The organism is Limnohabitans sp. (assembly GCF_046052765.1).
Taxonomy (GTDB): domain Bacteria; phylum Pseudomonadota; class Gammaproteobacteria; order Burkholderiales; family Burkholderiaceae_C; genus Limnohabitans.
This window is the reverse complement of record NZ_JAVLFQ010000028.1, coordinates 98,591-110,304: the sequence shown is the minus strand read 5'-3', so window position 1 is coordinate 110,304 and position 11,714 is coordinate 98,591. Positions and strand designations below refer to the sequence as shown.

The window sequence follows — 11,714 nt, the reverse complement described above, 5'->3', positions numbered from 1 at the left end:
TGAATTTGAGCATCATGCAGCAACCATGGGTCGTGAAATGGACGCTTCTTTCACGGGGATATTGATGAGGGCTGCAAACACGCTTAATGCTATGCACAAATACCAGACCAAATCGTAACTGCCCGTGCGGTCATAGACCCAGCCACCGAGCCAGACGCCCAGGTAGCTGCCGAACTGGTGGCTCATGAAAACAAAACCGCTGAGCATAGACAAATGGGACACGCCAAATATTTGCGCGATGACCGCATTGGTGACCGGCACTGTCGACAGCCACAACAATCCCATGGCAGCCGCGAACAAATAAACCGTTGTAGGCGTTACTGGCAGGCTGATAAAAATACTGATGAAGATGCCGCGTGCGATATAGATGCCCGACAACAGCTGGTTCTTTGGCCAGATTTGCCCCAGTGTGCCTGCGGCATAAGTGCCAAAGATGTTAAATAAACCTATCAATGCAAGTGCAGTACCAGCCACTTGGGGCTCTAACCCCTGGTCTTTCAGAAAACTGGGCATGTGCACGCCGATAAACACCACTTGAAAGCCGCACACAAAATAGCCAGCCATCAGCAATTGAAAGCTGCGGTAACCAAAAGCTTCCCGCAAGGCTTGCAGAATGCTTTGCTGTCGAGGGAGTTGTTGACCGCCTGAAAATGCCGGTTCACGCAATCCCAAGGTCAAAGGCAAAACTACCAGCATGCCGGCAGCCAGCAAAAGCAAAGCCTGTTGCCAGCCGACATGCTGGATCATGTAAGTGGAACTGGGAACCAGCAAGAATTGACCGAATGAACCCGCCGCCGACACCACACCCATGGCCCAGGAACGTTTCTCGGCCGGGATATTGCGGCCGATGACACCAAACACAATGGCAAATGTGGTGCCGGCTTGTGCCGCACCAACCATCACGCCTGCGGTGATGGCCAGCCAAGTGGGAGAAGTGGCATGTGCCATGCCCCATAGACCAGAGGCATACAACAAGCCACCGAACACCATGACGCGGAATGCGCCGAATCGATCTGCCAGCATGCCAGAAAAAATGCCGAACACGCCCCAGCAAATGTTTTGCACGCCGATGGCAGTGGCAAAGTCCTCGCGGCCCCAACCCATGTCTTGCGTCATCGGTTGCAGCCACAAGCCAAAACCGTGGCGAATGCCCATGGCAACTGACACAATGACAGCGCCGCATATCAATACTTGCCACATCGGCAAGGTTTTAGGGGTGGAATGTTGCATAGGGTTTACTGTAACGATTTTGAGAAATAGTGATTAGCTTTTGCCAACATTGTCATCGACTGTTCATTTATCCAGTGTGCAATCGGCGGTCTGTCTACAATCTCTTCCCATGGCAAGCAAACAAACTGAATACTCCGAAGGGTCGATACGCGTTCTCAAAGGACTGGAGCCGGTCAAGCAGCGACCGGGCATGTACACCCGCACCGACAACCCCTTGCACATCATCCAAGAGGTCATCGATAACGCCGCCGATGAAGCCTTGGCCGGGCATGGTAAAAAAATCACCGTCACCATGTTTGCCGATGGCTCCATCGGTATCGACGACGACGGGCGAGGTATTCCATTTGGCATGCACCCCGAAGAAAAAGCCCCAGTCATCGAGTTGGTGTTCACCCGATTGCACGCAGGCGGCAAGTTCGACAAGGGCAGCGGCGGCGCTTACAGCTTCTCTGGCGGTTTGCACGGCGTAGGCGTGAGTGTGACCAATGCATTGTCCAAACGCATGGAAGTCACCTCTTACCGCGAAGGGCAGGCGGCGCATCTTGTGTTTCAAGGCGGTGACGTCATTGAAAAACTCAAAGTCCGCAAAGCCGACAGTGGCGAGCGCAAACAAGGCACGTTTGTGCGCGTTTGGCCGGATGCCAAATATTTTGAATCATCGGCTTTACCGTTGAATGAATTGGTGCATTTGCTGCGCAGCAAAGCGGTGCTCATGCCAGGCGTCAGCGTCACGCTGATACAGGAAAAAGCCAAAGAATCCCAGACCTGGTTGTACAAAGGCGGCTTGCGTGATTACCTGATGCAAACCTTGCACGCCGACCCGTTCATACCGTTATTTGACGGCGAAGGTTTTGCCGATGGCGGCCACGAAAGCTTCGCTGAAGGCGAGGGCGCGCAATGGTGTCTGGCGTTCACCGAAGACGGTGCACCGGTGCGCGAAAGTTATGTCAATCTGATTCCCACCAGCGCAGGCGGTACGCACGAAAGCGGTTTGCGCGACGGTTTGTTCAATGCGGTGAAAAGCTTTATTGACTTGCATGCCTTGTTGCCTAAGGGCGTCAAGCTGTTACCCGAAGACGTGTTTGCACGCGCGAGTTTTGTGCTCAGTGCCAAGGTGTTGGACCCGCAGTTTCAAGGCCAGATCAAAGAGCGCCTGAATTCACGCGATGCGGTGCGACTGGTGTCGAGCTTTGTGCGCCCGGCGCTAGACCTGTGGTTGAACCAGCATGTGGACTATGGCAAAAAACTCGCCGAGTTGGTGATCCGTGCAGCGCAATTGCGCCAAAAAGCCGGACAAAAAGTAGAAAAGCGCAAAGGCTCAGGCGTGGCCGTGTTGCCGGGCAAGCTCACCGATTGCGAAAGCCGCGATCTGGCGCACAACGAAATCTTTTTGGTCGAAGGTGACAGTGCAGGCGGCAGCGCCAAAATGGGTCGCGACAAAGAATCGCAAGCCATTCTGCCCTTACGCGGCAAGGTGTTGAACACTTGGGAAGTCGAGCGCGACCGCTTGTTCGCTAACAATGAAGTGCATGACATCGCGGTGGCTATCGGTGTTGATCCGCACGGCCCGAACGACACGCCCGATTTATCCGGCTTGCGCTACGGCAAGGTTTGTATATTGAGCGACGCGGACGTAGATGGCTCGCACATTCAAGTGTTGTTGCTCACACTCTTTTTCCGTCATTTTCCCAAGCTGATTGAAACCGGGCATGTGTTTGTCGCGCGTCCGCCGCTGTTTCGTGTGGACATTCCGGCGCGCGGCAAAAAGCCCGCGACCAAGGTGTATGCACTGGACGAAGGCGAGCTCACCGCTATCTTGGACAAGAGCGCCAAAGACGGCGTGCCGCGAGAGAAATGCAGCATCAGCCGCTTCAAAGGTCTGGGCGAAATGAACGCCGAGCAGTTGTGGGACACCACACTCAACCCTGACACGCGTCGCTTGTTGCCAGTGCAACTGGGTGTTCTCGATTTCGCGCAAACCGAAGGCATGATCACCCAACTGATGGGCAAGGGCGAAGCCGCTGCGCGCCGTGAATTGATGGAGTTGCATGGCGACTCTATAGATATTGATGTTTGAAAAAAATGACTGAACAAACCTCACTCGATTTAAACGCATCCGAATCCGACGACGGCATTGCCTTAGGCCATTACGCCCAACGCGCATACCTTGAATACGCACTCAGTGTGGTTAAAGGCCGTGCTTTGCCCGATGTGTGCGATGGCCAAAAACCGGTGCAGCGGCGCATTTTGTATGCCATGTCGCGCATGGGCTTGGGCTTTGGCGGCGCAAACGGTGCAGTGGGTGCGCGTCCCGTTAAAAGTGCACGTGTGGTCGGCGATGTGCTCGGCCGTTACCACCCGCACGGCGACAGTGCGGCCTATGACGCGTTGGTGCGCATGGCCCAAGATTTTTCGCAGCGCTATCCGTTAATTGACGGTCAAGGCAATTTTGGTTCGCGCGACGGCGATGGTGCCGCCGCCATGCGTTACACCGAGGCGCGACTGGCGCGTATCACCAGTTTGTTGATGGATGAAATCGACGAAGGCACGGTGGACTTTCAACCCAACTACGACGGCTCCACCGAAGAGCCCAAGCAATTACCGGCGCGTTTGCCGTTTGCCTTGCTCAATGGCGCCAGTGGTATTGCGGTTGGCATGGCCACCGAAATACCCAGCCACAATTTGCGCGAAGTCGCTGATGCTTGCGTGGCCTTGATCAAAAACCCCAAGCTGTCGCACGAAGAATTGGTGCAACTCATGCCCGGGCCGGACTATCCCGGCGGCGGTCAAATCATCAGCAGCGCAGCCGATATTTCTGACGCCTACGCCACTGGTCGCGGGTCGCTCAAGGTGCGTGCACGTTGGGTCATTGAAGATATGGCGCGCGGTCAATGGCAACTGGTGGTCAACGAATTGCCACCGAATGTCAGTTCGCAAAAAGTATTGGAAGAAATTGAAGAACTGACCAACCCCAAAGTCAAAACGGGCAAGAAAGCGCTGACACCAGAGCAATCGCAATTGAAAGCCACGGTCTTGTCTGTGTTGGATGTGGTGCGTGATGAGTCCTCCAAAGACGCACCGGTACGGTTGGTGTTCGAACCCAAAACCCGCACCATCGAGCAACAAGAACTCATCACCACGCTGCTGGCGCACACCAGCTTAGAAAGCTCCTCTTCCATCAACCTGACCATGGTCGGTTTGGATGGCAGGCCGGTGCCGAAATCCATGCGTCAAATGCTGGAGGAGTGGATCAGTTTCAGGCAGACCACGGTGCAACGGCGTTCACAATTTCGCTTGGACAAAGTGCTGGCGCGTATCCATATTTTGGAAGGCCGTCAGTTGGTGTTGCTCAACATTGACGAAGTCATTCGCATCATCCGCCACAGCGACGAGCCCAAGCCTGCGTTGATAGAACGCTTCAAATTGTCCGACCGTCAAGCCGACGATATTTTGGACATCCGATTGCGTCAATTGGCGCGGTTGGAAGCCATCAAGATTGAACAAGAATTGAAAGAGTTGCGCGAAGAACAGGGCCGCTTGGAAGATATTTTGGGCAGCGCCACTTCATTGCGCCGTTTGATGGTCAAGGAAATCGAAGCCGACGCCAAAGTGTTTGCCGATGAGCGACGCACCTTGATTCAGGCTGAGAAAAAAGCAGTGGCTGAAATCAAAGTGGTGGACGAACCTGTGACGGTGGTGGTGTCTGAAAAAGGCTGGGTGCGTGCCCGCCAAGGTCACAGCCATGAGCCAGGTAGTTTTGCATTCAAAGCAGGCGATGGTTTGTATGACACCTTTGAGTGCCGTACCGTCGATCAACTGATTGCATTCGGCTCGAATGGGCGCGTGTATTCGGTGCCGGTGGCAGCTTTGCCAGGTGCGCGAGGAGACGGTCAACCGGTCACGACCTTGGTTGACGTGGAGGCGGGTACCCAGTTAATTCATTACTTTGCGGGCCCAACCACCATGACTTTGCTGCTCAGTGGTTCGGGCGGTTATGGTTTTGTGTGTTGCATAGACAACCTGATTTCGCGCAACAAGGGCGGCAAGTCATTCATCAATTTGCAAGAGGGCGAAACTTTGTGTGTGCCTTCTATCGTCGGCGGCGGTAACGGTGCCGAGCCTTTGCCTATCGCCACACATGTGGTGTGCGCGTCTGCGGGCGGTCGTATATTGACATTTGACATCACCGAACTCAAGGCGATGGAGAAGGGCGGTCGCGGTTTGATGCTGATGGACTTGGAAGACAAAGACACGCTTGCAGGCGCTGCCGCTTACACACGCAGTGTTTGTATTTTGGGTGTCGGGCGCGGCGGTAAAGCCCGTGACGAAACACTGGAAATCAGAAGCTTGAATAATGCGCGTACAGCCCGGGCCCGCAAAGGAAAGATGGCTGATTTAGGTTTCAAACCCACCCATGTGTTACGGGTTTTGTAATTCCCGCAATTTTTCTCAATACGTTCAGAGGCAGGCAATGTTATTCAATCACCGATGGGGTTTCTATTGTCATACCGTGTGTTTATGCGCATTGCTGATTGTCAGTCCTTCGCACGCACAAACAGCACCCAAAGCTGTAGCGGCGACCAAACCCGCTATGACGGTGACGATCACCAAACCAAAATCTCAGCAACTCAGTCAGCGTTTGTCTGCCAACGGCACAGTGGCCGCTTGGCAAGAAGCCAGCATCGGTGCGGAAATCGGGGGCTTGCGGTTGACCGAAGTGCGGGTCAATGTGGGCGACCAAGTCAAAGTCGGGCAAGTGTTGGCGGTGTTTGCCAATGACAATGTGTTGACTGAAATCAACCAAGCCAAGGCTGCACTCAATGAAAGCCGTGCAGTGGCTGCTGAAGCCCAAGCCAATGCCGACCGTGCCCGTGCCTTGCAACCCAGCGGCGTGATCAGTGCGCAGCAATTCAACAAAGACGTGACCGCCGAGATGACTGCGAAAGCCCGTGTCGAATCGGCGCAGGCCAATCTGGCTGTGCATGAATTGCGTTTACACCAGACCCAGGTTCGTGCACCTGACAACGGTGTCATTTCTTCACGCACAGCCAGTGTCGGTGCAGTGGTGGCATTGGGAACCGAATTGTTTCGCGTGATTCGTGGCAACCGTCTTGAATGGCGTGCGGAGCTGGTTTCTTCAGAATTATTCCGCATCAAGCCCGGCCAAAAAGTCAAAATCACTGACGCCAGTGGCGGTGAAGTCAATGGCCAAGTTCGCATGCTGGCGCCCACAGTAGACGCGCAAAACCGAACCGGCTTGGTCTATGTGGATTTGCCAAGTTCTGCGCAGGGGTTGCTCAAGCCTGGTATGTTTGTGCGTGGTGAATTTGAGTTCGCCAGCACTGCGGCCATGCTGGTGCCACAGCAGTCTTTGGTGGTACGCGATGGTTTTCAGCAGGTGTATGTAGTAGGTACAGATCAACGGGTCAAGATGTACAAGGTGGTCGTAGGTCGTCGTCAGGCTGACATGATTGAAATCACCAATGGATTGCCACCGGATGCCAACGTCGTGGTACGCGGTGCAGGTTTTCTCACCTCCGGAGACTTGGTGAAAGTTGTGCCATGAATGTATCTGCTTGGTCGATACGCAATCCGGTTCCCGGGGTGGTGTTGTTTGTTCTGTTGAGTTTGGCTGGCTTGTTGGCCTTCAAAAGCATGAAGGTGCAAAATTTTCCAGACTTGGACTTACCCACCATCATCGTGACTGCCGCCTTGCCAGGTGCGTCGCCTGGTCAAATGGAAACCGAGGTGGCACGCAAAATTGAAAACGCCGTGGTGTCTGTTCAAGGTTTAAAAAATATTTACACCAAAGTGCAAGACGGTGTAGCCATTGTTTCATGCGAATTCCGTATTGAAAAACCGGTGCAAGAAGCGCTAGATGAAATTCGCTCTGCGGTGGCGAGTGTTCGCAGTGACTTGCCGGGTGACATGCTGGAACCCGTGGTCAAAAAACTTGACTTTGCTGGCACACCTGTTCTTGCATTTACCATCACCTCGCCCCGATTTGATGAGGAGGGCTTGAGTTGGTTTGTCGATCAGACCGTGGTCAGGCGGTTGTTATCTATCAAAGGCGTGGGATCGGTCAGTCGGGTAGGCGGTGTGCAGCGTCAAGTAGAGATTGCTTTGGACACGGTGCGTATGCAAGCCTTGCGCATATCCGCTGCCGATGTGTCTCGTCAATTGCGTCAAGTGCAAAGCGAAAGTGCCGGCGGACGCACTGACTTAGGTGGCAGTGAGCAACCTTTGCGCACTTTGGCAACTGTTGGCTCTGCCAGTGAATTGGCTGACATGGAATTTGCTGTCGGTCAGGGCGGGCGCATCCGCTTGCGCGATATCGCCACCGTCACCGACACTTTTGCAGAAAAAAGATCTTCTGCTTTTTTGAATGGCAAGCCCGTTGTAGGTTTTGAAGTCACCCGCAGCCGGGGTGCGAGTGAAGTCGATGTCGGCGCCAGAGTCTTTAATGCTTTGGACGAATTGCGCGTCACTCATCCAGATGTGACGATCACCAACGCCTATGACTTTGTCACTCCGGTCAAGGAAGAATTCAATGCCTCAATGATCTTGCTCTATGAAGGCGCATTGCTGGCAGTGTTGGTGGTTTGGTTGTTTTTGCGGGACCTGCGCGCCACCTTTGTGTCTGCAGTGGCCTTGCCTTTGTCTGTCATGCCTGCTTTCATAGGCATGTGGTATTTGGGTTTTTCTATCAATGTCATCAGTTTGCTGGCATTGTCGCTGGTGGTCGGCATATTGGTCGACGATGCGATTGTCGAAGTGGAGAACATTGAACGCCATTTGTACATGGGTAAATCGCCGTTTGTCGCCGCCATGGAAGCCGCAGATGAAATCGGTCTGGCTGTGATAGCCACAACGTTCACATTGGTCGCGGTGTTTTTACCCACTGCCTTTATGAGTGGTGTGCCAGGAAAGTTTTTCGTTCAATTTGGCTGGACCGCTGCTTTGGCTGTGTTCGCCTCATTGGTTGTGGCCAGGATGCTGACACCGATGATGTCTGCTTATTTGTTAAAACCATCGCACAAACCAGAGCCCGTGCCTTTTTGGATGCCTACTTATTTGCGTATGGTGCGCTGGTGTTTGAACCACCGTTTTTGGACAGCCTTGGGTGCGGCGGCTTTCTTCATCGCTTCATTGAGCTTGATTCCTTTGCTGCCCACTGGCTTTATTCCACCGGATGACAATTCACAAACCCAGGTTGGCATCGAGTTGCCGCCCGGTACATCATTGGCATTCACAGAAACAATAGCTGAAGAAGTTCGCCAGCGCATCATTGGCTTGCCAGAGGTGAGATCGGTTTACACCACGATTGGCGCAGGTGCCGCAGGTTCAGACCCGAGCATGCCGCAGGCAAGCGCTGAAACGCGCATGGCAACCTTGACTATTCAACTCTCTCCGCGCGGCGAACGTCCGCGCAAAGGTGTGATTGAAAAACAATTGCGCCTCATGCTGGCCGATATGCCCGGTATGCGCATCAAAGTTGGACTCGGTGCCTCGGGTGAAAAATACTTGATCATGCTGACTGGCGATGATCCCTTGCTGTTGCAACAAAGTGCTACTGCATTAGAGCGTGACTTACGCGGCATACCCGGCTTGGGCGCGGTCATTTCCAGTGCCAGTTTGGTGCGGCAAGAGATCGCGGTTCGGCCAGATTTTGCGCGTGCAGCCGATTTAGGTGTGACCAGCGCGGCCATTGGTGAAACACTGCGTATCGCCACGGTGGGTGACTATGACGCTGCCTTGCCAAAGCTCAATTTGGCGCAGCGGCAAGTCCCCATCATGGTCAAACTGGCTGACAGCGCCCGACAAGATTTGGAATTATTGGGGCGCTTGACCGTGCCGGGCGCACGCGGGCCTGTGCTGCTAGCAGAAGTGGCCAAACTAGAGCCCAGTGGTGGCCCGGCGGTGATTGACCGTTACAACCGTGAGCGCAATATCCAGTTTCAAATCGAGTTGTCCGGCGTGGGTTTGGGTGACGCCAAAGAGGCAGTAAAAAACCTGGCAACTGTTCAACAATTGCCGCCCGGTATCAAGCTTGTCGAAGTCGGCGACGCCGAGGTGATGGAAGAGTTGTTTGCCAGTTTTGGCTTGGCCATGTTGACCGGTATTGTGTGTATTTATTTGGTACTGGTGCTGTTGTTCAAAAGCGTGTTGCACCCCATGACTATTTTGGCGGCTTTGCCCTTGTCCATCGGCGGTGCTTTCGTGGCATTGCTGTTAACCGGTAAAAGCTTTTCCATGCCATCACTCATAGGCTTGATCATGCTCATGGGGGTGGCCACCAAAAACTCTATTCTTTTGGTCGAGTACGCCATCGTGGCTGAGCGCGACCATGCCATGAGTCGCTTTGATGCATTGATGGATGCGTGTCAAAAGCGCGCACGACCCATCATCATGACCACCATTGCCATGGGCGCGGGCATGTTGCCGATTGCAGCGGGTTGGGGCAGTTCCGATTCAAGCTTTCGCTCGCCGATGGCAGTGTCTGTTATCGGCGGCCTGATCACATCCACTTTCCTCAGTCTGTTGGTGATACCGGCGGTGTATTTGTATGTGGACGATGTGGGTAAATTTTTTACCAGCTTGTTGTCGCGTTTGAAACGCTGAGATCAGCTGGGATGCAACTCGGCAATCAACTCAATCTCTACACAGGCGCCCATAGGTAATTGCGCCACACCAAAGGCGCTGCGTGCGTGCGCACCAGCTTCGCCCAAAATATGCACCAGCAATTCACTGCAGCCGTTGGTCACCAAGTGGTGCTCGGTAAAGCTGCTGCTAGAGTTCACCAAACTCATGACTTTGACAATGCGTTTGATTTTGTGCAAGTCACCGCCGCAGGCCGCTTGCAAGGTGCCTAACAAATCAATGGCGACTGCTTCAGCGGCTTGCTTGCCGGTTTCGGTGTCCATGTTGGTGCCGAGTTGACCCACCCAGGGCTTGCCATTTTGTTTGGCAATATGGCCGCTGATGAACACCACATTTCCCGTTTGCACATACGGCACATAAGCAGCCGCTGGGGCGGATACCTCAGGCAATTGGATGTTTCGCTCAGTAAGTCGATGTTGAATTGACATAGGGATTCCTAAAAAATGAAGCAAAAAGAATTCGCAAAGAAGGCATGAAAACCAAGTGGTGTGACAAAGCCCTATTTTGCGCTTGCCGCGCTCAAGTAATGGCTGAACAATCCGAATCCTAACTGCCGTCATAGTTCTCACGATTTTGAAATGAACCACATGATCCACACTTTTTGTTTAAGACCCACTGCCGTTTGCCTGACTATGTTCATGGTGTGTGCGTACCCCTATGCTTTTGCACAGAACAATGAACTCGATGAGCAAGGCCGTTTGATTGCTGCACCCACGGAAACCGATTTGGTCGAGCGCGGCTATTTGTTTTACCCACTCAGGGTATTGCCCAAAAAACAAGCAGAGGCTCCTACCGCGGCATTACCCCCTTTAGCGATTGCCAAAGCCGTGAGCTCAGACAGCGCTGATAAATTGGCTGCAACACTTCCTACGGCTTCAACTTCCCGTGCGTCAACTGAAGCGCTTGACGATGCGCAGGGTGATGCGTCCAAGCACAAGTCGGCACAACAAGTGGCGGCTTCTTCTGCGTCTGATGCTTCAAGTCATACAGCCGACGCGTCTACAAAACCTGCCGCTGCCTCTGTGTTGGTCCAAGTGTTAGAACCGGTCAAGCCTGCAACAGCAGTTCATGCTGACAAGTCACTTGCCAAAGAAGCTACCAACGAAAAGGCAGCCAATGGCGAGCATGCCAATGCGCATGATGCCAAACCTGAGCTAAGCAAGGCTGAATTGGCCAAAGCTGAAAGCGCGAAAGCAGCCGAAGCACGCGCAGCCAAACTCAAAGAAGAGCAAGCTAAATCTGAATTAGCCAAAGCCGAACGCGCCAAAGCGGCAGAAGCACGCGCAGCCAGACTCAAAGAAGAGCAAGCCAAGGCTGAATGGGTCAAAGCCGAACGTGCCAAAGCAGCCCAAGCCCGTGCTGAAAAAATCAAGCAAGAACAAGCCAAAGCCGAGCGAGCCAGGGCCGAGCGTGTGATGTTGGCGGCTCAGGCCAAGGTGGACAAAGCGCTGGATGATTTGGCAAAAGCTGAAAAGGCATTCGCCATGCTGGGCAACCCAGACACACAAGCTGCTGAAGAAGCCAACGCAGAGCCCACCAAAGCCGAACCGGCCAAGGAAGAACAAGCCAAAGCCGTTCCCGCTAAATCAGAACCTACCAAAGCAGAACCGGCCAAGGACGAACATGCGAAAGCCGTTCCCGCTAAATCAGAACCTACCAAAGCAGAACCTACCAAAGCAGAACCTGCCAAGGACGAACACGCACAACGCGTTGATACCCCCGCACATGCATCTGTCAGCGTGACTGCGGGTCAAAAGATATTGCTGCCTAGAGCAGAAAATGCCTTATTGATGGCCGAGTAGGCGGGAGAATATCGCCATCAA

The 11,714-nt window shown here is 53.6% G+C and carries 7 protein-coding genes; 5 read left to right on the top strand and 2 right to left on the bottom strand.

All coding sequences use genetic code 11. The features are described from left to right. Positions 1 to 12: 12 nt before the first annotated feature. On the bottom strand, positions 13 to 1,230 hold the full coding sequence (locus tag AC9UG7_RS03330) for an MFS transporter (protein ID WP_509584088.1): 1,218 nt from the start codon (positions 1,228 to 1,230) through the stop codon (positions 13 to 15). 109 nt (positions 1,231 to 1,339) lie between these two features. On the opposite strand from AC9UG7_RS03330, the gene AC9UG7_RS03325 reads away from it, so the two are divergent. The 4 genes from AC9UG7_RS03325 to AC9UG7_RS03310 are packed head-to-tail and all read left to right on the top strand — an operon-like array spanning position 1,340 to position 9,852. Continuing rightward, the gene (locus AC9UG7_RS03325) at positions 1,340 to 3,307 is read left to right on the top strand and encodes a DNA topoisomerase IV subunit B (protein WP_509584085.1); all 1,968 of its coding nucleotides are present in this window, start codon (positions 1,340 to 1,342) and stop codon (positions 3,305 to 3,307) included. Positions 3,308 to 3,312: 5 nt separating this feature from the next. After that, complete coding sequence (gene parC, locus AC9UG7_RS03320) at positions 3,313 to 5,664, top strand: DNA topoisomerase IV subunit A (protein WP_509584083.1); 2,352 nt, start codon at positions 3,313 to 3,315, stop codon at positions 5,662 to 5,664. 37 nt (positions 5,665 to 5,701) lie between these two features. Then, complete coding sequence (locus AC9UG7_RS03315) at positions 5,702 to 6,796, top strand: efflux RND transporter periplasmic adaptor subunit (RefSeq protein WP_509584080.1); 1,095 nt, start codon at positions 5,702 to 5,704, stop codon at positions 6,794 to 6,796. Continuing rightward, positions 6,793 to 9,852, top strand: coding sequence for an efflux RND transporter permease subunit (locus AC9UG7_RS03310; protein WP_509584077.1), 3,060 nt, complete (start codon positions 6,793 to 6,795; stop codon positions 9,850 to 9,852). Before AC9UG7_RS03315 ends, AC9UG7_RS03310 begins: the two co-directional genes overlap by 4 nt. Before the next feature lie 2 nt (positions 9,853 to 9,854). Here the strand turns inward: AC9UG7_RS03310 and AC9UG7_RS03305 are convergent, their stop codons facing one another. Then, positions 9,855 to 10,319 (bottom strand): RidA family protein, encoded by a 465-nt coding sequence (locus AC9UG7_RS03305; RefSeq protein WP_509584075.1) that lies wholly within the window; start codon positions 10,317 to 10,319, stop codon positions 9,855 to 9,857. 159 nt (positions 10,320 to 10,478) lie between these two features. On the opposite strand from AC9UG7_RS03305, the gene AC9UG7_RS03300 reads away from it, so the two are divergent. After that, positions 10,479 to 11,693, top strand: coding sequence for a hypothetical protein (locus tag AC9UG7_RS03300; protein WP_509584072.1), 1,215 nt, complete (start codon positions 10,479 to 10,481; stop codon positions 11,691 to 11,693). Positions 11,694 to 11,714 lie beyond the last annotated feature (21 nt).

Excerpts from the sequence above, each read along its gene's own strand:
- AC9UG7_RS03300 (WP_509584072.1), top strand. The coding sequence starts at position 10,479 with ATGATCCACACTTTTTGTTTAAGACCCACTGCCGTTTGCCTGACTATG.
- AC9UG7_RS03325 (WP_509584085.1), top strand. The coding sequence starts at position 1,340 with ATGGCAAGCAAACAAACTGAATACTCCGAAGGGTCGATACGCGTTCTC.
- AC9UG7_RS03315 (WP_509584080.1), top strand. The coding sequence starts at position 5,702 with ATGTTATTCAATCACCGATGGGGTTTCTATTGTCATACCGTGTGTTTA.
- AC9UG7_RS03310 (WP_509584077.1), top strand. The coding sequence starts at position 6,793 with ATGAATGTATCTGCTTGGTCGATACGCAATCCGGTTCCCGGGGTGGTG.
- AC9UG7_RS03330 (WP_509584088.1), bottom strand. The coding sequence starts at position 1,230 with ATGCAACATTCCACCCCTAAAACCTTGCCGATGTGGCAAGTATTGATA.
- AC9UG7_RS03305 (WP_509584075.1), bottom strand. The coding sequence starts at position 10,319 with ATGTCAATTCAACATCGACTTACTGAGCGAAACATCCAATTGCCTGAG.
- parC (WP_509584083.1), top strand. The coding sequence starts at position 3,313 with ATGACTGAACAAACCTCACTCGATTTAAACGCATCCGAATCCGACGAC.